Origin of the sequence: Streptomyces sp. RKAG293, assembly GCF_023701745.1 — a bacterium.
Taxonomy (GTDB): Bacteria; Actinomycetota; Actinomycetes; order Streptomycetales; family Streptomycetaceae; genus Actinacidiphila.
Genome location: NZ_JAJOZB010000001.1, coordinates 3,302,339 through 3,327,314 on the forward strand (window position 1 = coordinate 3,302,339; position 24,976 = coordinate 3,327,314).

The following is a 24,976-nucleotide window of genomic DNA, read 5'->3' on the forward strand; positions in this document are numbered from 1 at the left end:
CCAGTAAAACCATGATCTTCCGTCCCTTTTCGGTAATCATCGTCGCAAGCAGTGACAGCCCCGTCGCCGCGTGCCACATTGCGGCCATGGACGCGACACCCACTTTCTGCACGATCATTCCTCCGCATGTCCTCGACAAGATGGCCACGTCCGAGGACCGCGCGCTCTCCGATCTCGCCCGCGCCACGCTGGAGCGGGACGCCTTCGAGCGCACCCATCGCCGGATGACGACGGTCATCGGCGCGCCATCCGTCGCCGGTGCGGTCGACTCCGACCAGCCGAAGCGGACGATCTACGACGCCAAGCACCAGACGGCGCTCCCGGGCCGCAAGTCCCGCGGCGAGGGCGACAAGGACAGCAAGGACCAGACCGTCAACCGCGCGTACGCGGGTCTCGGCGCCACCTTCGAGCTGTATCTGAAGGCGTACCAGCGGCATTCGATCGACGGCCAGGGTCTGCCGCTGAACGCGACCGTGCACTACAGCCGGGGGTACAACAACGCCTTCTGGAACGGCGAGCAGATGGTGTTCGGGGACGGTGACGGCGACATCTTCCTCGACTTCACCCTGCCCGTGGACGTGATCGGCCACGAGCTGACGCACGGCGTGACCCAGTACACGGCGAACCTGACGTACTTCGGCCAGCCGGGCGCGCTCAACGAGTCGATGTCCGACGTGTTCGGCTCGCTCATCAAGCAGTACGCGCTGCAGCAGACCGCCGACACCGCGGACTGGCTGATCGGCGCCGGACTGCTCGGCCCCACCATCCACGGTGACGCGCTGCGCTCCATGAAGGCGCCGGGCACGGCCTACGACGACCCGAAGCTCGGCAAGGACCCGCAGCCGGGCAGCATGGACGGCTTCGTGACGACCGGCCGCGACAACGGCGGTGTGCACCTCAACTCCGGCATCCCGAACCACGCCTTCTATCTGGTGGCCGAGTCCCTCGGCGGGTATGCATGGGAGCAGGCCGGGCAGATCTGGTACGACGTGCTCACGGGCGGGAAGATCTCCCCGCAGGCATCGTTCGCCGAGTTCGCCCGGCTGACCGTCTCGGCCGCGCAGGAGCGGTACGGGGAGGGCGAGGCGCACCAGGCCGTACTGAAGGCCTGGTCGCAGGTCGGCGTCCCGACGTCGACGGGCAATGGCGCGGACCTCCCGCGTCAGGCCGGACAGCCGGAAGGCGCGTCGGGCCCGCAGGGCTGAGGAGCAGCGTGCGCATAGAAGTGATCCGGTCCGGCGGCTTCGCCGGAATCGAGCGTCGGGCCGTGCTGGACACCACCGGCCGGCCCGATGCCGCGCATCTGCACGGGGTGGCGCATGCGACCGTCGAGCAGGGCGGTTCCGCGCCCGCGCACGGGGTGCCGGACGGTTTCCACTACGAGATCACCGTCGACGGCCGCACCGTCCACTGCGCGGACCCGCATCTGACCGACGCGCAGCGCGATCTGATCCAGACGGTGCTGAAGGAAGGCGCGTGACGGGTGGTGCGTGACGGGCGGCCTCAGGCGCTGGACGGCGCTTGAGGCCGCACCCGTCAGAACCCGAGCTTGCGCAGTTGCTTCGGGTCGCGCTGCCAGTCCTTCGCGATCTTCACATGCAGATCCAGGAAGACCGGCGTGCCGAGCAGCGCCTCGATGTGCTTGCGCGACTTGGTGCCGACGTCCTTGAGGCGGGCGCCCTTGGGGCCGATGATGATGCCCTTCTGGCTGGACCGCTCGATGTAGATGTTGGCGTGGATGTCGAGCAGCGGCTTGTCCTTCGGCCGGTCCTCGCGCGGGATCATCTCCTCGACGACGACCGCGATGGAGTGCGGCAGCTCGTCCCGTACGCCTTCGAGCGCGGCCTCGCGGATCAGTTCCGCGACCATGATCTGCTCGGGCTCGTCGGTGAGGTCGCCGTCCGCGTAGAGCTGCGGGCCCTCCGGGAGCAGCGGGATGATCAGGTCGGCGAGCAGCCCGACCTGGACGTCCGCGACGGCCGAGACGGGGATGATCTCCGCCCACTCGATGCCCAGCTCGCGGCCGAGCTCCGCGATCGCGAGCAGCTGCTCGCGGAGCACCTTGTCGTCGACCAGGTCCGTCTTGGTGACGATCGCGATCTTGGGGGTCTTGCGGACCCCCGCGAGCTCCTTGGCGATGTACTTGTCACCGGGGCCGAGCTTCTGGTCGGCCGGCACACAGAAACCGATCACGTCGACCTCGGCCCAGGTCGACCGGACCACGTCGTTGAGCCGCTCGCCCAGCAGCGTGCGCGGCTTGTGCAGACCAGGGGTGTCGACGAGGATCAACTGCGCGTCAGGGCGGTGCACGATGCCGCGCACCGTGTGCCGGGTGGTCTGCGGCCGGCTTGAGGTGATGGCGACCTTGATGCCGACGAGAGCGTTCGTGAGGGTCGACTTGCCCGCGTTGGGGCGGCCGACGAAGCATGCGAAGCCGGACCGGTGGACGGCCTCGGAGGACTGGGGACTGGCGCTCATGCGGCCCATTCTCCCCGATCGCGGCGGGCCCGGGTCACACCGGCACCCGTGAACCCGGGCGGCGGCCGGATGTGAGCGGCCGGAAACTCCTCCGCAACACGAAACACGGCGGAAACACGTCTGCCCACATCCGGAAACCGCCGACCGTGAGGCTCGTGTCCATCCACCGCCGTGCACCACCCCCCGCCGCCCCGGGAAGGGAAGTCCTCGTGCCGTACCTGTCGGCCGGAATCGACTCCGGAGACACCGCCTGGCTGCTCGCCGCCACCGCGCTCGTCCTGTTGATGACACCGGGCCTGGCCCTCTTCTACGGCGGCATGGTCCGCACGAAGAGCGTCCTCAACATGCTCATGATGAGTTTCGTGTCGATCGCGCTGGTGACGGTGGTCTGGCTGGTCGCGGGCTATTCGCTCGCTTTCGGACCGGACGCCGGCGGCCTCGGGCTGATCGGCGGGCTGGACCATCTGGGCATGCACGACATCGGCCCGACGAGCGTCACGGGCCATGTCCCGACGCTGCTGTTCGCCACGTTCCAGCTGACCTTCGCCGTCGTCACCGCCGCACTGATCAGCGGCGCCATCGCCGACCGCGCGAAGTTCGGCGCCTGGGTGGCCTTCGTTCTCGTCTGGACGCTTCTCGTATACGTCCCGGTGGCCCACTGGGTCTTCGGCACGGGTGGCTGGATCGTGACGAAACTGGGCGCTCTGGACTTCGCGGGCGGCACCGTCGTCGAGGTCTGCTCCGGCGCTTCGGGACTGGCGCTGGCGCTGGTCCTCGGCCCGCGGCTCGGCTTCCGCAAGGAGGCCATGCGCCCGCACAACATCCCGCTGGTGGTGCTCGGCGCGGGGCTGCTCTGGTTCGGCTGGTTCGGCTTCAACGCGGGCTCGGCGCTCGGCGCGAACGGGCTGGCCGCGGCCGCGTTCCTCAACACCCAGGTCGCGGGCTGCGCAGGCCTGCTCGGCTGGCTGATCGTGGAGAAGCGCCGCGACGGCCACGCCACGACGCTGGGCGCCGCGTCCGGCGCGGTGGCCGGTCTGGTCGCGATCACCCCGGCCTGCGGCTCGGTGGACCTGATGGGGGCGCTGGTCGTGGGCCTGGCCGCCGGGGTGCTCTGCTCGTTCGCCGTCAGCTGGAAGTTCCGGCTCGGCTACGACGACTCCCTCGACGTGGTCGGGGTGCACCTCATCGGCGGCATCGTCGGGACCCTGCTCATCGGCCTCCTCGCGACCGCCACCATGACCGGCGGCCCCGAGGGGCTGTTCTACGGCGGCGGTCTCGGCCAGCTCGGCAAGCAGGCCGTCGCGGTGGCGGTCGTCGGGGCGTACGCGTTCACCGTCACGTACGGAATCGGGAAGGTCATCGACCGGCTGATGGGCTTCCGGGTCTCCGCGGAGGACGAACTCACCGGCCTCGACCTGACCGTGCACGCGGAGTCCGCATACGATCACGGCGTCGTCTCGCAGGGCGCCCCGCACGTGCACGCCTCGGCTCTCGCCCAGGCCCTTGCCCACGCCAAGAACAGGAGCTCCGCCGAATGAAGCTGGTCACCGGCGTCATCAAGCCGTTCAAGCTGGACGAGGTGAAGACGGCGCTCCTGGAGCTCGGCGTCCACGGCCTCACCGTCACCGAGGCCAGCGGCTACGGGCGCCAGCGCGGCCACACCGAGGTCTACCGGGGCGCCGAGTACCGCGTCGACCTGGTGCCGAAGGCCCGGCTCGAGGTCCTGGTGGAGGACGCCGACGCCGAGGCCGTCATCGAGGCGGTCGTGAACGCCGCCCGCACCGGCAAGATCGGCGACGGCAAGGTCTGGTCGGTGCCGGTGGAGACGGCGGTACGGGTCCGCACGGGCGAGCGCGGACCCGACGCGCTCTGAGCGTTCGCTCGGCTTGAGGGCTCCTCTCAGCCGGCCTGGACAGTGACGCGCAGCGTCCCGTCGGGGCCCGCCAGGTACACCGGGGTCTCCGGTCCGCCGAGGTCGCGGACGGCGGCCCGGTCGGCGTCGGCCGGGGTCTCGGCGGCGGTGACGACGGCCGCCGCCTCCAGGGACTGCGCGCCGCTGGCGACCGCCATGGCGACGGCGGTCTGCAGAGCGCTGAGCTTCAGCGAGTCCAGCGCGACGGTGCCGGCGACGTACGTACGGCCGGTCTCGTCGCGTACGGCCGCGCCCTCGGGCACGCCGTTGCGGGCGCGGGCGGACCGCGCCAGGGTGATGATCTTCAGGTCCTCGGGCCCCAGCGGGGTCGCATCGCTCATACCGGCGAGCATAAAGCGCCCGCGAGGGCGGTGTCCGAGGCGGTGGTCCAAGGTGTCCGAGGCGGGGGTCCAACTCGGTGCGCAAGACGGCCTAATGGGCCACCTGATCACGCTATAAGCGTCTTTTAGCCTTATTGCTGATGTTCGGTCATGTTCGGATTACTTCTTCCGCTCCCGGCGATACGTTCCCGGTGGCCGCCGAGGACACCGCCGGCGGCCACCGCAGCACGAAGGGCCCACGGGCCCACGGGCACATAGGAGGGGACCGACCTATGACCACCGGACCTGCTGTTCAACCGTTCGGCTCGCTGGGAGCCACCACCGCACGCGCGACAGGCGACCCGCACGTCGGACCCGTGGTCGACGAGACCTGGGAGTTCGAGGGCGGCACCGCCTGGGTGTTCTACGCCGAGGGCCACACCGAACTGGTGAAGCCCGTCATCCTGAGCGACGGCTTCTCGATGGGACCGAGCAATCTCTTCCTGTTCTGGGAAGGGCTGGACCACGGCGAGTACCCCTTCGTCCGCGAACTGGGCTCCCGTGGCTATGACTTGATCATCCTCGGCTACGCCGAGCGGTCCGCGTCGATCCTGAAGAACGCGGAGGTCGCGATCTCCTGTATCAACCGCGCGAAGGACCAGCGCGCGAACAAGACCGACCTCATGGCGGCCGGCGGGTTCAGCATGGGCGGGCTCGTCACCCGGTACGCCCTCGCCAAGATGGAGCACGAGGGCAGCAACCACGAGGTCGGCACCTACATCTCCTACGACAGCCCGCACCGGGGCGCCTGGATCCCGCTGAGCCTCCAGGGGCTGGCGCACTTCCTCGCGCCGATCAGCGACGGCATGAAGAACATGATCAACAGCGAGGCCGCCACCGAACTCATGTGGCGGCACAAGGAGAGCATCGCCGCGCCGGCGGTCGAGCACGAGAACCGCAGGATCTTCCTCGCGAAGCTGCGGGAGTACGGCTGGTGGCCGACCGGCCCCCTCAACCCGAACGGGATCCGCAAGATCGGCGTCGCCAACGGCTCCGGCACCGGCGAACCCAACGGCATCCCGGCCGGAGAGCTTGCGCTGGAGATCACCGGCGGCCTCTTCAACAACACCGACCTCTACCTCCAGGACGACACCGAGAACCAGCTCGTCGCCTATCTCAAGGCGCTCCTCCAGCCCGCCAAGGAGGTCCGCACCCCGAGCCTGCCCGAACTCGACGGTGCCCCCGGCGGAACCCTCGAATCCTTCGGCATCGCCGCCGACGAACTCAACGGCGCCGGCCAGCCCGCCACCGCCCACTACCGCTCGATCGCCTTCGTCCCGGCCGTCAGCGCGGTCGCCATCCGCGACATCGACACCCACGAGGGTCTCTACGCCGACATCAGCGCGATCCCGTCCCAGGAAAGCGAACTCGACGCGTTCCTGTGCGCCTCCCAGAACGAGGAACACACCCTCATGACGGAAGAGCTGGGCGGCTGGATCATCGACCAGCTGGAACTCAACAAGTAGCCCTCCGGGGGAGGGGTGAGCGAGGCCCGCCCGGGAGGGCGGGCCTCGTCCCGTTCAAGGCGGGCCCGGTCAGGGCGGGCCTCCTTTTAGCCTCCGCCGGCAACCGTCTGCGGAATGGCGGTGGGGCGGCCACGCTGAGCGGCCTAGGGTCTGTCGTTTGGATCTCCGTGGGGGAAGGAGCGGTGTCCGGTGCGTGCAGCTGCAAGGCGGAGGAGGGAGGCGACGCGGAGCGTCGTCGACCGACGACAACGCGGCAGATGTGCGTGCTGGACACCGCGACGCCGCGGAGATCCAGACGACAGGCCCTAGGTGGCCGGCCGCACTCCGGGTGCATCTCTCGCTCTGGCGCGCGTAGAACGGCCGGCAGGGCGAGGGAGGGGCCCCGCCGCCGCGATCGACCACCGCCGACGCAGTATTGGGCGAGCCGCCGTACCGCCGCCGCCAACCCCGCGCACCATGCGCGGCACCGCATCCCGCCGGATGGCTGGCGGGGGGCGACAGCTGCCGCGATGTGGCCCGCGCCGGGAAAGCCTCCGGCCCTGCAGGGCCCATCCCCGACAACCCCCAGCCTCAGCCTCAGCCGCGCTCCAACGGGCGCGGCTCCCAACCGAGCTGAGCGCAGAGCGTTCCGTGCAGGAGGTCGGGGTCGACGAGCCGGCGGTCCTGCCGGGGCGCGCAGCGCCAGCTCAGGGGCCAGGTGACGCCGGTGAGCGCGGGGATGCCGACGTAGGCGTCCCGTCCGCCCGACCCCAGACGGGTGGTACCCGGGGGCCAGCTGCGCCCCGCGGAACTCCCGGGCGCAACGAGGAAGTACATCCACCGGCACCCCGCCGACTCCCCGATCACCGGCCCTGGCTCACCGTTCGTGAGAGCTTCGAGCCGCCTCGCCAGTTCCTCGCCGACCTCTTCCGTGACCCGGACGGCGTCGAAGAAGACGCCGGTCTTGCGGAGTCGGTGCCCGGAGACCGGCAGCCAGGGATGCACGACGCCCACTCGGTTACTTTCTGTATTCATACGTCCACTGTCGGCACGCACAGCTAGCCTGAACAGGACCGGAGCCTCGACAGAGGCCGGGTGGGGGTTCGGGTCGAACTCCCGTGGAGACGTGTGGAATCGAGCTGACGGGTGTGGGGTGGCGAGAATGGGTCAGAGCGCTGGATCCTCGGGGACCGCACGGTACTTCGCCGAGCTATTGCGTACGTTCCGCAAGTCGCGCGGCCTCACGCAGGCCCAGTTGGGCGAGCTGGTTCATGTCTCCGACTCGTACGTCAGCGCCGTCGAGACGTGCGAGCGCATCCCGTCGCCTGAGTTCATCGCGGCGGCTGATGAGGCGCTGGAGGCGGGTGGACTTCTGGCGATCGCTACTGAGCACCTGGCTCACGACCGATACCCGGCGTTCTTCAAGGACTTCGCCAAGCTTGAGGCGGATGCGCTGAGTCTCTGGTCCTACAGCTCGCATGTTCTCGACGGGCTGCTCCAGACGGAGGAGTACGCACGCGCCGTGATCAATTGCGAGTTTCCTCCGCAGGACGACGAGGCGATGGAACGGCTGGTTGAAGCCCGCATGGCGCGGCAGCAACTCTTTGTGCGCAAGCCCATTTGCCTCCTGAGCATCGTCATCGAGGAGTCCGTGCTCCGGCGCCCGGTCGGCCCTCCGGAAGTGATCCTCGCGCAGCTCAGCCACCTGCTCAGCTGCGCTGATCTGCGCAACGTCACCATCCAGGTCATGCCGCTGGATCGCGGCGGTCACGCCGGGTTGAACGGGCCGATGAAGCTGATCGAAACGCCCGAACGGAAGCAACTCGCCTATCTTGAAGTACAGGGCACAAGCCACCTGCTCTCGGACGTCAACGACGTCGCACAACTCTTCCAGCGGTATGCGATGATCCGGACGCAGGCCCTGGGACTTGAGGAATCCGTGGCCCTGATCAAGGAGTTGGCGGCTCAGCTATGAACGATCTGGTCTGGTTCAAGTCCAGCTACAGCGGTTCCAATGGCGGCGACTGCGTCGAGATCGCCTACGACTGGCGCAAGTCCACCCACAGCGGCGGCAGCGGCGGCGACTGCGTCGAGGTGGCCATCCACCCCACCACCGTCCACATCCGCGACTCCAAGGACCCGCAGGGCCCGGCCCTCGCCGTTCCCGCCGCTTCCTGGGCCGCCTTCGTCGCCTTCGCCGCCTCTCAGCCGAGCTGACCTGAGCCTCGGGGGTTACGTGTTACTCCAGTCGGCTGCCGCGAACTACACGACGCTCTTCACGATGTTCGGCGCCATCACGGCGGCGCTCATCGCGGGGGCCGGGCTGCTCTATCAGATACGTCGTACGCGGGCGTTGGAGCGGGACAAGGCCACCTGGACTGCCGACCTCGAGAAGCAGAAGGTGCAGCACCAGCTCGATGTCGATCTGGAGGTGAAGCGCCGGACGTGGAACCACGAGCAGGAGACGGCCGAGCGGGAGCGCCGGCGGGCCGAGGCGGAGGCTGAGCGGGAGCGGGAGAGGGCCGCGCAGTTGGAGGCGACGGTCCATCGTGATCTGGAACTCGGTGCGGCGGAGTATTGCGAGAAACTGGCGCACGAGCTGTCGATGCTGCGCATCCTCGACCTGTCACGGCCGCTGGACCTGAAGAAGCTGTACGTCCAGGTGCGGGTGCAGGAGCAGGAGCCCTTGAGGTTCCTGAACGACGCTGAGGTGGAGGCCCTCTTCCCGCATTTGATGCCTCAGCTCGTTCAGGACGTCTTGGGCGACTCTGCCGGGGCGCCTCGCAGGCCGCTCCGGGCCGCTCCCGTCACTCTCGCGCCCATGGAGGCGCTGCAACGGCATCAGCGCATCATCGTTGTGGGGGATCCCGGCGCTGGCAAGACCACGATGCTGCGGCATCTGGCGTTCGTCATGGCCTCGCGACGCGGGACGGCCGGGACACCCGATCTGCCCGCGTACGTCGAACTGAACCACTTCATGGCGAGCGAACACACCGACCTGCTCGACTACCTCGCCGAGTTCTGGGCCGACCGGTACGGGTTCGCGAACTCGCGGGCCCATCTGGAGGCGAAGCTCACCGACGGGACGGCCGCCCTTCTGCTCGACGGCCTGGATGAGGTGCTGGGCGGCGGATCCACCGAGGAGGCGACGGCGGCGTACAACAACGTCGTGCGGGAGGTGAACCGGCTGGCGGCCCGGTTCCCGAGGGCGCTCGTCGCCGTCACCTGTCGGCGGCACGGCTGGCGCGGTGGGCTGCAGCCGTTCCAGGTGATGGAGGCGCTCGACTTCGAGTGGCCGCAGATCAAGACGTTCATCGCGAACTGGTTCGGCGCGAAGGACGGGCGTACCGGCGCGCTGATGCACGCGCTGTCCGGGAACTCCCGGCTGCAGACCCTCGCCGCGAACCCGCTGCTCCTCAGCCTGATCGCGATCGTGTACGAGCGGGATCTCGAACTTCCGGAGCGGCGGGCGGCGTTGTACCGCCGGTGTGTGGAGGTGATGTTGCGTGAGTGGGACGCCCACCGGCAGATCTCCCGGTACAGCCGCTTCACCACGGACAACAAGCAGGACCTTCTCAAGCAGATCGCCTGGCACTACCACCGGCTGGGTCGGCGATATTTCGCCGAGGACGATCTGCTGACGCTCATCGCGGACTATCTGCCGACGATCGATCTCCCGCGGGGCGACAACCGCGCCATCCTCGACGAGATCGCCGCCCAGTACGGCCTGCTCAAGGCCCAGGCACACGGCTGGTACGGGTTTCTGCACCTGACGCTCCAGGAGCACTTCGCCGCCACCGCTCTGTGGGAGCGCGGTCCCGAAGGGATCGAACTGGCGACGGCGATGCGCTACGACCCCTGGTGGGAGGAGGTCATCCTGCTGCTCGCGGGATCACTGCCGGACGCCACTCCCCTGCTGCTCGGTCTCCTCCAACTCCCGCCGGACGGATCCGGCCGGGAGGGCGACGTCCTCGATCTGCCGGACGACGACCTCTTCCACACGGACCTGCTCATGGCGGGGAGTTGCCTGACCGGCAGCCCGCGCATCGCCGACGCCCGGCTGCGGCAGCAGATCGTGCGCTCGCTCTGGCGGCTGTGCGAGACCACCCCGTACTGGAACGAGCGGGAACGGGCCGCACAGGTGCTGGTGGCTCTGCTTGGATCGGGGCGTCAACTACCCGAGATCATCGACTACATCGCCAATGACCGGCACCGGAAGACGACACGGATGGCTCTGGTCAACGCGTTGGGTACACTCGGCGGCCGAGGGGTCGGCGAACGGCTGCTGGGGCTGCTGGCGCTGCGGCCGGACCTGTCCTTGGAACTGCGGCAGCAGATCGTGTGGGCGCTGGGAAGACTGCGGGTCGCCGGTGCAGTACCCACGATCCTGAGGGAGCTGGCGGTCCAGCTCGCCCTTCCGGACGCGCCCCTGACCGGCCCCAGCAGCGTTGAGGTCCTACGGACCGTCGTTGAGGCGCTGGGCGCCACCGGTGGCCCCGCCGACACGCTTCTTCTACTCCTGGGCCAAGAGGCGGAATCAACCACTGCCACCTCGCTGGTCAAGGCTGTGGGTCACGCGCTGGTGCAACTTGACGATCCCGCCGTGCCTGATCTCATCCTGCGCCACGCGGAGCGCAGGGGTCGATGGAGTCTGGGCTTCGGCGGCGTGACCCTGGCCGGAAGCTATCTGGAGATCGTCGGAGAACCAGGCTTCCGGGCGCTCCTGGATACCGTCCTCACCGGTTTGCCCTCCGAGTCGGAGGCCGCCCTCATCCTGTGGAACCTGGCGGACTTCGTCACCAGAGGACACGGCCGGTCCGGGCGGGACGATCTGCTGACCCTGGCCCGCGACGGCTCCCGCTCGTGGGAGGTCCGCTGGCTCGCCATGGAGTGCCTGGAGCATCTGCCTGGGAACCCGGCCGATCTCGCCTCCCTGGTCTCCCACACCGACCGGCACGTCGCGGTCTCCGCGGCGATCACGCTGGCAGCGTGGGGAGCCCTGGATCATCTCTCGCTGGTCCAGGAGGCGATCCTTGCGCATGACCTGACGGCCGCCCTGGGCTTCTTCTCGGGTCCCGGTGACTACTGGACTCGGCCCATCACCGATCGTGTGTCACGAGCCCTGACGGCTTACCACGATCCCGAATTCTCCCGTCGGCTCGCCAGGTCAGTGCCCGAGGACGAAGACCACGCTTCGTCGAAATCCCGCTGGCTTGCGGAGTTCAATCCGGAGGCGACCTTCGACCGCCACCTCCGCCGGCTCACCGGCCCCGTGGCCAACCAGATGGATGTGTACGCGCCGTGGGAGCTGCCCCGTTCGCGTGTGCCCGCCGCCCTGTCGGGGATCCGCGCTCTCCGCTCCCAGCCGGACACCATCCGCAGCCCCGCGACCAGCCGACTTCTGAGCGCGATCTCCGAGGTCGGCGACGACACGGAGACCGTCGTCGGACTCCTGTCGCTGGCCGACCTGTTCGGGAGCCTTCCGCACTTCGTCGATCAGGGTAACGGGGCGAACGAGACGTATCACGGCCTGCACCGGGCCCTCTATATGGTCAGCCGCCGCGCCCGCGTGCGCGTACTCAAGGACGGGACCGTCGTCCCGATCACCTCGGCCTGATGAACGGCAGAACTACTCGCTGCCGTTCACCGCGGCCGCCGGGCCGCCGTTCGACCCCGCCGTAGCGCCGATCGGCTCGACCAGCACCGTGCCGATGCGGTTGCGGCGCCCGGCCTGGGTTTCTGCGGTGAGGCGGAGGGCGGTGGGCTGGGCGGGGGTGTAGGCGCCGTCCTGGGGGAGTTCGACGAAGGCGGAGGCGCCGGGGATGGGGACGCGGCCGAGGGACTTGGCGAGGAGGCCGCCGACGGTTTCGACGTCGTCGTCGTCGAGTTCGACGCCGTAGAGGTCGCCGAGGTCGCCGATGTCGAGGCGGGCGGTGACGCGGTAGGAGCCGCCGCCGAGATCCTCGACGGGCGGGACCTCGCGGTCGTACTCGTCGGTGATCTCACCGACGATCTCCTCCAGGATGTCCTCGATGGTGACGATGCCGGCCGTGCCGCCGTATTCGTCGATGGCGACGGCGACGTGGTTGCGCTCCTGCTGCATCTCGCGCAGCAGGTCGCCCGCGTTCTTGGTGTCGGGGACGAAGGTGGCGGGCCGCATGACGGAGGAGACGAGGTCGTTCTCGGCGTCGCGGTTGATGTGCACCCGGCGGGCGAGGTCCTTGAGGTAGACCACGCCGACGATGTCGTCCTCGCTCTCGCCGGTGACCGGGATGCGGGAGAAGCCGCTGCGCAGCGCGAGCGTCATGGCCTGGCGGATGGTCTTGAAGCGCTCGATCATCACCAGGTCGGTGCGGGGCACCATGACCTCGCGGACGATGGTGTCGCCGAGTTCGAAGACGGAGTGCACCATGCGGCGCTCGTCGTCCTCGATGAGGGACTCGGACTCGGCGAGGTCGACCATCGCGCGCAGCTCGGCCTCACTCGCGAACGGGCCGCGCTTGAAGCCCTTGCCGGGGGTGAGGGCGTTGCCGAGGAGGATGAGTAGGCCGGGAATGGGGCCCATGATGCGGGCGAGCGGCAGCAGGACGTAGGAGGCCGCCGTGGCCGTGTTGAGCGGGTGCTGGCGGCCGATGGTGCGCGGGGAGACGCCGACCGCGACGTAGCTGACGAGCACCATGATGCCGATGGCGACGCCGAGGACCTGCCACGTCTGGTCGAAGTGCCGGTCGCAGACGACCGTCACCATGACGGCCGCGGCCATCTCGCAGCCGACCCGGACGAGCAGCGCCACGTTGAGGTAGCGGGTGGGGTCGGAGGCGACGGCCATGAGCTTGTCGGCGCCGCGCCGGCCGGTGCGGACGGACTCCTCGGCGCGGAAGCGCGAGGTGCGGGCGATACCGGCTTCGGCGCAGGCGGCGAGCCAGGCGACGACGACGAGCAGTACGGCGGAGAGGACCATCGCCGTCAGTGGGTGGTGGTCGGGGCCGGGGAGGGGCCCTCGATGCCGCGCTCGGTGCGCCAGCCGTCGAGGATGGCCTTCTGGAGGCCGAACATCTCGGCCTTCTGGTCGGCTTCCTCGTGGTCGTACCCGAGCAGGTGCAGCACTCCGTGGACGGTGAGGAGCTGGAGCTCCTCGTCCATGGAGTGCTGCGTCTCCGCTTCCTCGCCCTGCTTCTTCGCCACTTCGGGGCAGAGCACGATGTCGCCGAGGAGGCCCTGCGGGGGCTCCTCGTCGTCCTTCCCGGGGCGCAGCTCGTCCATCGGGAAGGACATGACGTCGGTCGGACCGGGGAGGTCCATCCACTGGATGTGCAGCTGCTCCATGGCGGCCGCGTCCACGACGATCACCGACAGTTCGGCGAGCGGGTGGATCCGCATGCGCTGGAGGGCGTAGCGGGCGATGTCGAGGACCGCCTGCTCGTCCATCTCCCAGCCTGACTCGTTGTTGACGTCGATCGCCATGGTGCGGTGCGACTACTCTCGGTTAGGGGGTACGGGCTTTGCCGCCGTTTGCGGCACTTCGCCCGGCGTTCCCGTCGTCGAAACGCTCGTACGCATCGACGATGCGCCCCACCAGCTTATGACGCACGACGTCGGTGCTCGTCAGGCGCGAGAAGTGGACGTCCTCGACGCCCTCCAGAATGTCCTGCACCTGTCGCAGACCGCTCTTCGTGCCGTTCGGCAGGTCGACCTGGGTGACGTCGCCCGTGATGACCATCTTCGATTCGAAGCCGAGCCGGGTCAGGAACATCTTCATCTGCTCGGCGCTGGTGTTCTGCGCCTCGTCGAGGATGATGAACGCGTCGTTCAGGGTGCGGCCGCGCATGTACGCCAGCGGGGCGACCTCGATCGTCCCGGCGGCCATCAGGCGCGGGATGGTGTCGGGGTCGATCATGTCGTGCAGGGCGTCGACCAGCGGGCGCAGATACGGGTCGATCTTCTCGAAGAGCGTGCCCGGCAGGAAGCCGAGGCGCTCACCGGCCTCGACGGCCGGGCGGGTGAGGATGATCCGGCTGACCTGCTTGGCCTGCAGGGCCTGGATGGCCTTGGCCATGGCCAGATAGGTCTTGCCGGTGCCCGCGGGGCCGATGCCGAAGACGATGGTGTTCTTGTCGATGGCGTCGACGTAACGCTTCTGGTTGAGCGTCATGGGGCGGATGGTGCGGCCGCGGTTGGACAGGATGCTCTGCGTGAGCACCTGTGCCGGGGTCTCCCCCTCCGGGTCGGCCGCGTTGCCGTTGGTGCGCAGCATCGCGATGGACCTCTCCACTCCGTCTTCCGTCATCGGCTGGCCGGTGCGGAGCACCAGCAACATCTCGTCGAAGAGCCGCTGGATGAGGGCGACGTCCTTGGATTTCCCGGTCGCGCTGATCTCGTTGCCCCGGACGTGGATGTCGACGGCCGGGAAGGCCGTTTCGATCACACGGAGGAGGGCGTCTCCCGATCCCAGGACCGTCACCATGGGGTGCTTGGCCGGAACGACGAAGTGGGCGCGTGCCTGCGGCTGGTGCTGTGTCGGTGTCTGAGTCATGGGCCGGCCGGAGCCTGGGAAACCCACCTTCTGATGACGACATGCCCGGTGAGGGCCTTGGAACACCAAGGGTACGTCGGTGACCCTTCTGGCCCGAGGGGTTTTACGCCGGGTTTCGCGACCGGTTCCACGACCACCGCAATGACTGGTTCCGTGACGGGTGGGGTTTACGCGGGTGGGGTCCGTCCGAGGCTCAGCGCCTGCCCTTCCCGGTGGGTCCCGCCGGGCGGCGGAAGCCGATGGTGGGTACGGCCCGGGGCAGCGGGCCGGGCCGGGTGCCGGACGGCAGCAGCGCGTCGAGGAACGCGTACCGGCGCATCACGTCCTGGTCCTGGTCGTCGAAGGACCTGGTGTGCTGCCACCAGGCGGCGATCTCGATCCAGCCGGGGGCCGACAGCGAGCCGCCGAATTCCTGGACGGACAGGGACGCCGACAGGCAGGCGAAGGCGAGCCGGTTGGTGAGCGGCCAGCCGGCGAGGGAGCCGGTGACGAAGGCGGCGACGAAGACATCGCCCGCGCCCGTCGGGTCCAGCGCCTCGATCAGCAGGGCCGGGACCTCGGCGGTCTCGCCGGTCGCGGAGTCCACGGCGTACGCGCCCTCGGCGCCGAGCGTGACGACGGCCAGCGGCACCAGCTCGGCCAGCTTGCGGGCGGCGGCACGCGGGCACTCGGTGCGGGTGTAGTGCATGGCCTCGGTGGCGTTCGGCAGGAAGGCCGCGCAGTGCTCCAGGTCCGCGAGGTCGGCCGGGTCCCAGCGGCCGGAGTCGTCCCAGCCCACGTCGGCGAAGATCCGGCTGCCGTGCCGGGCCGCGTGCCCGATCCACTCCTGGCCGGGGCCGCCGGGCTCCAGCGAGGCCACACAGGCGCGGGCCGCCGGCGGGCACTCGGGGGCGGGTTCCTCGGGCGGCGGCGCCTCGTGGCCGTGCGAGACCATCGTGCGCTCGCCCTCGTAGGCCATGGAGACCGTGACCGGCGAGTGCCAGCCGGGGATCCGGCGGGACAGCGTGAGATCGATGCCCTCCCCCACCGCCAGGCTGTCCCAGCAGTAGTCGCCGTACATGTCGTCGCCGAAGGCCGCGGCGAGCTTGGTGCGCAGGCCGAGCCGGGCCAAGGCGGTGGCCATGTTGGCGATGCCGCCGGGACTGGAGCCCATACCGCGCGCCCACGACTCCGTGCCCCGCACCGGCGCGCTGTCCAGACCGGTGAAGATGATGTCCAGGAAGACGGTCCCGGTCAGATACACATCGGATGCCGGGTCGCCGGGAGAGCGGACCCCGGCCAGCGGATCGAATACGGGCTGGTCGTCCATGAACAACACTCTGCACGATGAGACGGACAGTGGAGGTCACAGACGCATGAGACTCGTGATTCTCGGTGGCGGCGGTTTCCGCGTGCCCCTGGTGTACCGGGCGCTGCTCGCGGACGCGGGCGCCCCCGGCGCCTGCCGCGAGCTGGTGCTGCACGACACGGACCCGGTGCGGCTGCGGGTCGTCGCGTCCGTGCTGGCCGCCCAGGCGGCCGGGGTGCCGGGCGCCCCGGCGGTGAGGATCGCCCAGGACCTGGACGACGCGCTGCGCGGCGCCGACTTCGTCTTCTCCGCCATCCGGGTCGGCGGCACGGCCGGCCGGGTGTGCGACGAGCGGGTGCCGCTCGCGGAGGGCGTGCTCGGGCAGGAGACCGTCGGCGCGGGCGGGGTGCTGTACGGGCTGCGGACGCTGCCGGTCGCGGTCGCCATCGCGGAACGGGTGAAGGCGCTGGCGCCCGACGCCTGGGTCATCAACTTCACCAACCCGGCCGGGATGGTCACCGAGGCCATGGCACGGGTGCTGGGCGAGCGGGTGATCGGCATCTGCGACTCCCCGGTCGGGCTCGTACGCCGCGCCGCGCGCGCCGCGGGCGCCGACCCGGACTCCCCCGCGTTCCACTACGACTACGTGGGCCTCAACCACCTGGGGTGGCTGCGCCGGATGTCGGACGGCGGCCCCGACCTGCTGCCGGGTCTGCTCGCCGATCCGAAGGCGCTGGACTCGTTCGAGGAGGGCAAGCTCTTCGGCGCGCCGTGGCTGGCCGCGCTGGGAGCGCTGCCCAACGAGTATCTGCACTACTACTACTTCGAGCGGGAGGCGCTGGCCGCGGTCCGGTCGGCCGAGGCGACCCGCGGGGAGTTCCTGGACCGGCAGCAGGGCGCGTTCTTCGCGTCGGCGGCCGGGCTGCCTTCTGACGCGTACACCCTCTGGGACCGGACCCGGCTGGAGCGCGAGGAGACGTACATGGCGGAGAACCGCGCCGCCACCGGCGGCTGGCAGCGCGATCCCCACGACCTGGACGGCGGCGGCTACGACCGGGTCGCGCTGGCTCTGATGCGGGCCATCGCGCGCGACGAGCGGACCACGTTGATCCTCAACGTGCCGAACGGGACGACCGTCCCCGCGCTCGATGCGGAGGCGATCATCGAAGTGCCCTGCGAGGTGGGCGCCTTCGGTGCCCGGCCACTGCCGGTGGCGGCGCCCACCGAGCACCAGGCAGGACTGATGCTCACCCTCAAGGCCGTCGAGCGGTCGGCGATCGAGGCCGCCGCCTCGGGCTCCCGGGCGGCGGCCCTGCGGGCGCTGGCACTGCATCCGCTGGTGGACTCGGTGGCGGTCGCGGGCCGCATCCTGGACGCCGCGCTGCCGCGGTAACCCGGGCGGCGGTACTCGGTGCGACGTGCTCCGGCCGGCCCGTGGGCCGGGCCGGCCGGTGCGTCAGGCCGCAGTGCTGTGCGTGCCGGCCCGTGGGTCAGGCCAGCTTGCGGCAGAGCAGGGCGTCCGGGGTCCGGCGGGAGCCGACGCGGCCGGTGTAGGCGATACCGGCCGCGTACTCGTCGGTGGCGCACTGCCCCTTGTAGTTCCCGGACGCGAACTCGCCGCCGGGACCACCGGCCGGGCGGTTGTCGCCCCGGTCGAACCAGACCGTACGGCCGGCGGTGCCCAGCGCGGCACGGGCCGGGACGCAGAGGGCCGCGGAGACGGCGGCGCCGCGGACGCTGTAGCCGTCGAGGAACTGTCCCGCCGGGCATTCCAGCTTGGTGTAGCCGCCCGCCCAGTCACCGCTCCTGACGTAGCTCTCGTCGCGGACGACGGTGTACTCGGGGGCCGCCGACCGCAGGTCACCGGCGCCGGAGTCGGTGCACAGACCGCGGTTCCCGGTGTGCGCAAGGCCGATCAGCCGCTGCCCGTCGGGGCAGGTGGCCTTGCGCGCTCCGGAGTCCCAGTCGGGCCCGCCGCGCATCCGCAGGGACCGGACGGCGTCGGCGTTGTCCAGGTCGAGCATGTTCCAGCGGGCCGGTACCGCCACCTGTCCGGTCCTGGAGGGGGCGGTGATCAGGTGGTTCCACGCGGCGGACCGCCAGTCGGGGCCGTCGAGGATGCCCGTGCGGTGCCCGGCCGCGTCATAGCGCACGAGCGCGTAGGCGTCGCCCTGGCCGTTCCCGCTCCAGCCGACCACCGGCCAGTAGGAGAAGTCGGTGTCGTTGGCCGCGAGGAAGTCGGTGAAGTTGGCGAACCAGGCGCGCGCCTTGGGGTCGTTCTCCTCGGTGCCGGTGCCGAACTCGCTCACCCACAGCGGCGCCGTGAAGTGCTGCCCCTCGGTGGTGATGAAGAACGCCTGCTGCTGCAGGGCCGCGAACAGCTGGTCGCGGGTCATGTCCTGGTAGCGCGGGTCGTGCGTCTCGCCGGTGCCGTAGGCGCCGGTGTGGTTCGGGCCGGTGTATCCGTAGAAGTGCGCGGAGTACACGAGCTTCCCGGACCGCAGGAGGGTGTGGGAGAGGGTGCGGGCCGGTTCCAGGGTGGGGCGGCCGTGCGGGAGGCCGTCGGCCGGGATGCCGGTCCAGTTGATGCCCTCGACGATGATCAGCAGGTCCGGGTCGGCCTCGGTGAGGATCCGGTCGCCGGCCTCCTGCGCGGCGCTGAACCAGTCATGGCCGTCACCGCTCCCCCAGTTGGGGTCGTCGAGGATGGTGCGCCGCACCTCGTTGTAGAGGTCGGCGCCCACGACGCGCTTGTTGTCCTTGTAACGGCGGGCCATGAAGACCCAGTCGTCCTCCCACTGGGCGGTCGACTGGGAGGTGTTCCAGCGCTCGTTGCCGTCCAGACCGCAGCAGAAGCGTGAGGTGTTGGTGTGGTTGTTCAGGACGACCGCGAAGCCGTCACCGGTCAGGGCCGTGATGACGGCGTCGTACACCTGCAGCGGTGTCTTCCCGCGCAGCTGCGGGTTGGCGGCGACGGCGGCGTCCGGAACGGGCGTCGTGTTGTGGATCATCTCGTTGGAGAACGGCAGCCGGATGCTGTTGATCCCGAGCTGGTGGTAGCTGCCCAGCAGGGCGGGCAGACTCGCCCGGTCCAGCCCGACGGGCATGTTGTACGAGTCCTCGCCCGCGTGGTGGTTGGCCGGGTCGTCGATGTCACCGCTTCCGGTCCAGCTGCCCTGCGCACCACCCCAGTTGGCGGACTTCAGCTTGAACCGGTCGCCGTTCGCGTCGACGATGTAGCGGCCCCGGGCGGACAGCGGTCCGGTCCAGGAGCCGGCGAGTTGGGCGGCGGTGAGTTGAGCCCCGGTGGGCTGGGCGGTCGCGTCGGGGAGGTCCGGCGCGGCCTGGGAGGCCGGTATCGCGGGGCCTGCCAGGAGCCCGGCCACCGTGGCCAGGACCAGGGTGGAACGAGCCAGGATTCTGTGCATCAATGCCTGCCTTCAGCTGAGTTGCCGAGGACCGCGACGCCGAACGGTTCGAGGGTGATCCGGCGCTGGGGGTCACGGTCCTGGTGCAGCAGATCCCGGCGTTCGCCGGGAAGTTCCACGACGTGGGTGCCGTCGGTGTGATTGAGCAGGAAGAGGATGTCGTATCCGTCCCCGGCGCGCACCGAGGCCTGCACCCCGGCCGGCAGCCCCGGCAGCACCGGGGTGACCCCCGCGTCGGCGAGGGCGCGCTCCAGGACGGCGCGCATCGTCGCCTCGTCCGGGCGGGTGGCGATGTAGCGGGCCGTTCCGGCTCCGTACCCGTGGACCGTCGCCGCCGGGCGGCCGTCCCAGCCGGGGCCGGCGAAGAGCAGCTCGGGGGCGGCCCCGGTCAGGACCACGTCCTCGCGCCACAGGTCGGCGCTGCTCCGTCCGCCGCCGGGGGCCTCACTGTCGGCCGCCTCCCGCAGGGGGAAGGTCGCGCCCTCGTCGGCGGGCCAGAACTCCTCGACGTACAGGCCGAGTACGTCGCGCAGCGGCGCCGGGTAGCCGCCCAGGTGGACCCGGTCGTGCTCGTCGACGATGCCGCTGAAGAACGAGACGACCAGTGAGCCGCCGTCCGCGACGAAGCGGGTCAGCCGTTCGGCGTGCTCCGCCGAGAGGAGGTAGAGCCCGGGGACGACCACCAGGCGGTACCCGGACAGCTCGGCCGAGGGGTGGACCACGTCGACGCCGACCCCGAGGTCGAAGAGCGGTCCGTAGTGGTCGAGGGTGCGGTCCAGGTGCTGAATGCCGTTCGACGGATGCGAGTCGAGCTCGACGGCCCACCAGCTGTTCCAGTCGAAGAGCACCGCGACCTCGTTGCGCAGCCGGGTGCCCGCGATCTCGGGCACCGCCGCCAGTTCCTGCCCGAGCGCCGCCACCTCCCGGAAGACCCGACTGTCGGGACCGGCGTGCGGAATCATCCCCGAGTGGAACTTCTCCGCACCGCCCCGGGACTGCCGCCACTGGAAGTACATGACCGCGTCCGCGCCCTGCGCGACCGCCTGCCAGCTCCACAGCCGCATCTGGCCGGGCAGCTTGGGCGCGTTGCGCTGCCGCCAGTTGACGGAGGACGGCGCCTGCTCGGTCAGCAGCCAGGGGTCGCCGCCGCCCGCGCCCCGGATTCCGTCGTAGGACAGCGCGGCACCGACATGCGCCCGGTCCCAGTTCGGGTCCGGGTAGCTGTCGAAGGCGAGGACGTCCATGGCGGGCGCCCAGTCGTACATGTCGACGGTCTTGTGCCCCGCCAGGAAGTTCGTCGTGACCGGGATGTCGGGGGTCACGCGGCGCAGGATGCGCGTCTCCAGCTCGAAGCAGGCGCGCAGGGCGTCGCTGCTGAAGCGCTTGAAGTCCAGCTGCTGCGAGGGGTTGGGGTAGGTGGGCGCCGTGCGCGGGGGCAGGATCTGGTCGAACGAGGCGTAGCGCTGGGACCAGAAGTCGGTCGACCAGGCGTCGTTGAGCGCCTCGATGTCGCCGTAGCGGCCGACGAGCCAGCTCCGGAAGTCGTTCTCCGAGGCCGGGCAGAAGCACTCGGCGACATGGATTCCGTACTCGTTGCCGACATGCCACAGGCCCAGCGCCGGGTGGTCGCGGTAGTGCGTCGCGAGCGCTTCGACCAGCCGGCCGGCCCGGTCGCGGAAGACCGGGCTCGACGGGCAGAAGTGCTGGCGCCCGCCCGGGGCCAGCACGGTGCCGTCGGCGGTCACGGGCAGGATCTCCGGGTGCTGGGTGACCAGCCACGGCGCGGGTGACGCGGTCATGGTCGCCAGGTCGACGGTGATGCCGTGGCCCGCCAGATCGTCCATGACGCGGTCGAAGTAGGAGAAGTCGTAGGCGTCGCGCTCCGGTTCGACCCGGGCCCAGCCGAAGATCCCGAGGTTGACCATGGTGACCCCGGCCTCGGACATCAGCTTCAGGTCCTGGGCGCGGGTGCTCTCGGGCCACTGCTCGGGGTTGTAGTCGGCTCCGAAACCGAGGCCGCCGAGCCGGCCGCGAAGGCGGGCGGTCCTGGCGGCGGCGTCGGTCGCGGCAGGGTCGGGCACGTCGGCATCGGGCACGTCGAGGGAGGGGGGTGTGGTGTCTGTCATCGGTGTGTTGTGGCGCGGCGGGGCAGGCCCGACGGCTCGCGCCAGTTCTCCTTCGGCGTTGCGGGAGAGGACGGGTAGGACGAAGGGACCGACGGCGTCGTCGGAGGGGTGAGGTACTGACCGGCCGGGCGAAGACTGCCCAGGCGCGCTATTGACGAACCGTCAGGAGGCAGGCGGTCCGGCGGTGCTGGCCCGGATCACCAGGCGCGGCGCCACGGAGCTGACGCCTCCAGTGCCCGCCTCGCCGGTGTGGATCTGGTCGAGCAGGCGGCTGACGCACTGCCTGCCGACCTCTTCGAAGTCCTGGTGGACGGTGGTGAGCGGGGGCAGGAAGCAGGACGCTTCCGCGAGGTCGTCGAATCCGACGATGCTCACCTCGTCCGGCACCTTCCGGCCGGCCTCCGAGAGCGCCCTGACGACGCCGAGCGCCATCTGGTCGTTGGCGGCGAACACCGCCGTCACCTCGGGTTTCGCGGCGAGTTCGCGCCCGGCGGCGTATCCGCTGTCGGCGCTCCAGTCGCCGTACAGCACCGGTGGCGTGGCGGCTCCTGCCGCCTTCAGCGTGCCGTGCCAGGCCTCGGCGCGGCGGCGGGCGGCGAAGGAGTCCTGCGGCCCGGCCAGGTGCCACACGCTGCGGTGGCCGAGGTCGAGCAGATGCCGGGTGGCCAGCCGCGCGCCCTCCGCCTGGTTGGTGTCGACGCCGGGCTGACGGCGGCCCTCCTCCCCGTCCACGACCACGACGGGCAGCCCGGACGGCAGCCGGAGGGTCGGGGTATCCAGGATCTGGGCCTCGTTCAGGATGATGCCGTCGACCGCCTGCAGGGTCAGCCGCTCGAAGGCCGCCCGGACCGCGCTCTCGGTCTGCGCCCTGACGCTGACCACGTTGACCGAGTAGTCGGCGTCCTGGGCGGCCGCCACGATGGCCTCCAGCGTGCGGGCGTTGCCGTACGCGTTGAGGCCGAAGCTGATCACACCGAGCATCCGGAACCGGCCGGTGGCCAGCGCGCGGGCCGCGGTGTTGGGGCGGTAGCCGAGCATCCGCATGGCGGAGAGCACCCGCTCCCGGGTGGCCTCGTCGACGTTGCTGCGGCTGTTCGCCACCCGCGACACGGTCTGGCTCGACACTCCGGCCATCGCGGCGACATCGGCCATGGACGGCGGACGGCTGCGTGCCGCCCGTGGATTCGCCATGCCCTGATCCTCTCACTGGAGATGCCCTGGAGGGGCGCCGGATGCGCATCATGTTTGCGTAAACACGGAGTCGCCGTCAATGGGCTGTACTCAGCCCGGGAAAGCCAGGTGATAAATCAACTCCGACGCCATATATGCCGCATAAACGCGAGTGCGACAGAACCCTTGACACGTTATTTGGTCACCGGCACACTTCCGAAACGTGCCGGTCATGTTGGCGCAAACATCAGCTGCAGCCCTCCCGAAGGACCTCCCGTGAGAGTCGATCTGGCCCCGTGCTGCCGCCGGGGCCCACGGTGAAGCGCGGCGCCCTGCGGCGCAACGTCACCGGATACGCGTTCTTCCTCCCGTTCCTGACCGTGTTCGTGATCGCCGTGGCCGCGCCGCTCCTCTACGCGATCCGGCTGAGCCTCTACCAGGAGCGCATGGTCGACGGCACGGTCTTCACCGGCCTCGACAACTACACGAAGGCCCTCAGTGACCAGCTGTTCACCGCGGGGCTGCTGCGGGTGTCGGCGTTCTTCGTCGTCCAGGTGCCGCTGATGCTGGTCCTCGCCCTGCTCGCCGCCCTCGCGATCGACAGCGGACGGCTGCTCTTCCCGGCCCTGTTCCGCATCGGCATCTTCGTCCCCTACGCCGTGCCCGGCGTGGTCGCGGCGCTGATGTGGGGCTACATGTACGGGGACCGGTTCGGGCTGGCCGGCGAGCTCGGCGACGCGCTGGGCACCCGGCTGCCCGACCTGCTGTCCGCGCCATGGATGCTCGGCTCCATCGGCAACATCGTGACCTGGGAGTTCGTCGGCTACAACATGCTGATCCTGTACGCGGCGCTGCGCTCCATCCCCGAGGAACTGTACGAAGCCGCGGAGATGGACGGCGCCGGCGCCTTCCGCAAGGCCTGGAGCATCAAGCTCCCCGCGCTCCGGCCCGCGCTGCTGATGGCCACCACGTTCTCGGTGATCGGCACGTTCCAGCTGTTCAACGAGCCGAGCATCCTGCAGACCCTGGCCCCGGCCGTCGTCACCACCAACTACACGCCCAACCTGTACGCCTACAACCTCGCGTTCAGCGGACGGCAGTTCAACTACTCGGCCGCCATCGCGGTGGTCCTCGGCCTGGTCACCGTCGTGGTCGCCTACCTCGTCCAGACGCTGACCGCACGAAGGGAGCGGATGCTGTGACGACCTCGGCTCCCGGCACCACACAGGCGGCGGCACCGCAGAGCGCGCCGCCACCCGCCCCGCCCCGCAAACCGGTGCGCCCCCTCACCCGCCGGCCGCGCCGCCGGCGGCGCGGGAGCACCGTGCTCACCGTCCTGATGGCGCTGATGCTCGGATACACCCTGCTGCCCCTGGTCTGGCTGTTCCTCAGCTCGACCAAGAACAGCGAGGGCCTGTTCTCCTCGTCCGGGCTCTGGTTCTCGAACGGCTTCCACCTGTTCGGCAACATCCACGACGTCTTCACCTACAACGACGGCATCTACCTGCGCTGGTTCGGCAACACGGTGCTCTACTCGGTGGTCGGCGCGGGCGGCGCCGCGATCTTCGCGACCATGGGCGGCTACGCACTCGCCAAGTTCGAATTCGCCGGCCGCCGGCTGCTCTTCGCCCTGGTGATCGGTGCGATCTCCATCCCGGGCACCGCACTGGCCGTCCCGACGTATCTGCTGTTCAGCGACGCCGGCATCGTCAACACCCCCTGGGCGGTGATCCTGCCCTCGCTCGTCAGCCCGTTCGGCCTCTATCTGATGCGGGTGTACGCGGCGGACGCGGTCCCCGACGCGATGCTGGAGGCCGCGCGCATCGACGGGGCGGGCGAGACCCGCATCTTCTTCACCATCTCGCTGCGGCTGCTCGCCCCCGGATTCGTCACGGTGCTGCTCTTCGCGCTGGTGTCGACCTGGAACAACTACTTCCTGCCCCTGATCCTGCTCAACGACCCGAAGTGGTTCCCGCTGACCGTCGGCCTCAACCAGTGGAACTCCCTGGCGAACGGGGGTTCCGGCGGTACCCAGCCGATGTATCCGCTGCTGCTCACCGGCAGCCTGCTGGCCATCGTCCCGCTGATCGTGGCGTTCCTGTTCCTCCAGCGGTTCTGGCAGTCCGGTCTCGCCGCCGGCGGCGTCAAGCAGTAACGACGTCCAGCAGTAACGGCGTCAGCCAGCAACGGCGCCAGGCAGTAACCGCATCAAGCGG

General features: G+C 69.9%; 21 protein-coding genes. 11 read left to right on the top strand and 10 right to left on the bottom strand.

The window, feature by feature from the left end; genetic code table 11:
- Positions 1 to 86: 86 nt before the first annotated feature.
- Positions 87 to 1,205, top strand: a complete 1,119-nt coding sequence (locus LNW72_RS14700) for a M4 family metallopeptidase (RefSeq protein WP_250975833.1) — start codon at positions 87 to 89, stop codon at positions 1,203 to 1,205.
- Between the two features lie 8 nt (positions 1,206 to 1,213).
- Positions 1,214 to 1,480, top strand: coding sequence for a protealysin inhibitor emfourin (locus LNW72_RS14705; protein ID WP_250975834.1), 267 nt, complete (start codon positions 1,214 to 1,216; stop codon positions 1,478 to 1,480).
- A gap of 56 nt (positions 1,481 to 1,536) precedes the next feature.
- Here LNW72_RS14705 and era read toward each other — a convergent pair whose 3' ends face one another.
- Positions 1,537 to 2,487: a GTPase Era gene (era, locus tag LNW72_RS14710; protein WP_138353195.1), complete on the bottom strand. Its 951-nt coding sequence runs from the start codon at positions 2,485 to 2,487 to the stop codon at positions 1,537 to 1,539.
- A 200-nt stretch (positions 2,488 to 2,687) separates the two neighbouring features.
- Between era and LNW72_RS14715 the strand changes: the two genes are divergently transcribed.
- Both LNW72_RS14715 and LNW72_RS14720 read left to right on the top strand, forming a co-directional pair.
- Positions 2,688 to 4,016: an ammonium transporter gene (locus LNW72_RS14715; protein ID WP_250975835.1), complete on the top strand. Its 1,329-nt coding sequence runs from the start codon at positions 2,688 to 2,690 to the stop codon at positions 4,014 to 4,016.
- Complete coding sequence (locus LNW72_RS14720; RefSeq protein WP_250975836.1) at positions 4,013 to 4,351, top strand: P-II family nitrogen regulator; 339 nt, start codon at positions 4,013 to 4,015, stop codon at positions 4,349 to 4,351. The genes LNW72_RS14715 and LNW72_RS14720 overlap by 4 nt, the downstream gene beginning before the upstream one ends.
- 26 nt (positions 4,352 to 4,377) lie before the next feature.
- Here the strand turns inward: LNW72_RS14720 and LNW72_RS14725 are convergent, their stop codons facing one another.
- Positions 4,378 to 4,731 (bottom strand): cytidine deaminase, encoded by a 354-nt coding sequence (locus LNW72_RS14725; RefSeq protein WP_250975837.1) that lies wholly within the window; start codon positions 4,729 to 4,731, stop codon positions 4,378 to 4,380.
- A 272-nt stretch (positions 4,732 to 5,003) separates the two neighbouring features.
- Between LNW72_RS14725 and LNW72_RS14730 the strand changes: the two genes are divergently transcribed.
- Positions 5,004 to 6,236 carry a hypothetical protein gene (locus LNW72_RS14730; protein WP_250975838.1) on the top strand — a complete coding sequence of 411 codons (1,233 nt, stop codon included), beginning with the start codon at positions 5,004 to 5,006 and terminating at the stop codon, positions 6,234 to 6,236.
- A 576-nt stretch (positions 6,237 to 6,812) separates the two neighbouring features.
- Here the strand turns inward: LNW72_RS14730 and LNW72_RS14735 are convergent.
- Positions 6,813 to 7,250, bottom strand: a complete 438-nt coding sequence (locus tag LNW72_RS14735; protein ID WP_250975839.1) for a hypothetical protein — start codon at positions 7,248 to 7,250, stop codon at positions 6,813 to 6,815.
- A 127-nt stretch (positions 7,251 to 7,377) separates the two neighbouring features.
- Between LNW72_RS14735 and LNW72_RS14740 the strand changes: the two genes are divergently transcribed.
- Genes LNW72_RS14740 through LNW72_RS14750 form a run of 3 tightly spaced genes read left to right on the top strand, consistent with a single transcriptional unit; the run spans position 7,378 to position 11,832 of the window.
- On the top strand, positions 7,378 to 8,190 hold the full coding sequence (locus tag LNW72_RS14740; protein ID WP_250975840.1) for a helix-turn-helix transcriptional regulator: 813 nt from the start codon (positions 7,378 to 7,380) through the stop codon (positions 8,188 to 8,190).
- Positions 8,187 to 8,432 carry a DUF397 domain-containing protein gene (locus tag LNW72_RS14745; RefSeq protein WP_250975841.1) on the top strand — a complete coding sequence of 82 codons (246 nt, stop codon included), beginning with the start codon at positions 8,187 to 8,189 and terminating at the stop codon, positions 8,430 to 8,432. The genes LNW72_RS14740 and LNW72_RS14745 overlap by 4 nt, the downstream gene beginning before the upstream one ends.
- Positions 8,433 to 8,451: 19 nt before the next feature.
- Positions 8,452 to 11,832, top strand: coding sequence for an NACHT domain-containing NTPase (locus tag LNW72_RS14750; protein WP_250975842.1), 3,381 nt, complete (start codon positions 8,452 to 8,454; stop codon positions 11,830 to 11,832).
- Positions 11,833 to 11,844: 12 nt separating this feature from the next.
- Here the strand turns inward: LNW72_RS14750 and LNW72_RS14755 are convergent, their stop codons facing one another.
- The 4 genes from LNW72_RS14755 to LNW72_RS14770 form a co-directional block, all read right to left on the bottom strand.
- Positions 11,845 to 13,176, bottom strand: coding sequence for a hemolysin family protein (locus tag LNW72_RS14755; RefSeq protein ID WP_250975843.1), 1,332 nt, complete (start codon positions 13,174 to 13,176; stop codon positions 11,845 to 11,847).
- A 5-nt stretch (positions 13,177 to 13,181) separates the two neighbouring features.
- On the bottom strand, positions 13,182 to 13,679 hold the full coding sequence (gene ybeY, locus LNW72_RS14760; RefSeq protein ID WP_138353185.1) for an rRNA maturation RNase YbeY: 498 nt from the start codon (positions 13,677 to 13,679) through the stop codon (positions 13,182 to 13,184).
- A 22-nt stretch (positions 13,680 to 13,701) separates the two neighbouring features.
- Positions 13,702 to 14,748 carry a PhoH family protein gene (locus LNW72_RS14765; RefSeq protein ID WP_250975844.1) on the bottom strand — a complete coding sequence of 349 codons (1,047 nt, stop codon included), beginning with the start codon at positions 14,746 to 14,748 and terminating at the stop codon, positions 13,702 to 13,704.
- A gap of 193 nt (positions 14,749 to 14,941) precedes the next feature.
- A complete protein-coding gene (locus LNW72_RS14770; RefSeq protein WP_250975845.1) occupies positions 14,942 to 16,057 on the bottom strand; it encodes a PfkB family carbohydrate kinase in 1,116 nt (371 codons plus the stop codon).
- A gap of 46 nt (positions 16,058 to 16,103) precedes the next feature.
- Between LNW72_RS14770 and LNW72_RS14775 the strand changes: the two genes are divergently transcribed.
- A complete protein-coding gene (locus tag LNW72_RS14775) occupies positions 16,104 to 17,429 on the top strand; it encodes a 6-phospho-beta-glucosidase (protein ID WP_250975846.1) in 1,326 nt (441 codons plus the stop codon).
- Between the two features lie 97 nt (positions 17,430 to 17,526).
- On the opposite strand, the gene LNW72_RS14780 is transcribed toward LNW72_RS14775, so the two are convergent.
- The 3 genes from LNW72_RS14780 to LNW72_RS14790 all read right to left on the bottom strand — a co-directional run bounded on the left by LNW72_RS14780 (position 17,527) and on the right by LNW72_RS14790 (position 22,742).
- Positions 17,527 to 19,464 carry a cellulase family glycosylhydrolase gene (locus tag LNW72_RS14780; protein WP_250975847.1) on the bottom strand — a complete coding sequence of 646 codons (1,938 nt, stop codon included), beginning with the start codon at positions 19,462 to 19,464 and terminating at the stop codon, positions 17,527 to 17,529.
- On the bottom strand, positions 19,464 to 21,590 hold the full coding sequence (locus LNW72_RS14785; protein WP_250975848.1) for a beta-galactosidase: 2,127 nt from the start codon (positions 21,588 to 21,590) through the stop codon (positions 19,464 to 19,466). Before LNW72_RS14785 ends, LNW72_RS14780 begins: the two co-directional genes overlap by 1 nt.
- A 162-nt stretch (positions 21,591 to 21,752) precedes the next feature.
- Positions 21,753 to 22,742 (bottom strand): LacI family DNA-binding transcriptional regulator, encoded by a 990-nt coding sequence (locus tag LNW72_RS14790; RefSeq protein ID WP_250980157.1) that lies wholly within the window; start codon positions 22,740 to 22,742, stop codon positions 21,753 to 21,755.
- Between the two features lie 335 nt (positions 22,743 to 23,077).
- Here LNW72_RS14790 and LNW72_RS14795 point away from each other — a divergent pair, with 335 nt between their 5' ends.
- Both LNW72_RS14795 and LNW72_RS14800 read left to right on the top strand, forming a co-directional pair.
- The gene (locus LNW72_RS14795; RefSeq protein ID WP_250975849.1) at positions 23,078 to 23,962 is read left to right on the top strand and encodes a carbohydrate ABC transporter permease; all 885 of its coding nucleotides are present in this window, start codon (positions 23,078 to 23,080) and stop codon (positions 23,960 to 23,962) included.
- The gene (locus LNW72_RS14800; RefSeq protein ID WP_374117254.1) at positions 23,959 to 24,915 is read left to right on the top strand and encodes a carbohydrate ABC transporter permease; all 957 of its coding nucleotides are present in this window, start codon (positions 23,959 to 23,961) and stop codon (positions 24,913 to 24,915) included. The genes LNW72_RS14795 and LNW72_RS14800 overlap by 4 nt, the downstream gene beginning before the upstream one ends.
- Positions 24,916 to 24,976: the final 61 nt, after the last annotated feature.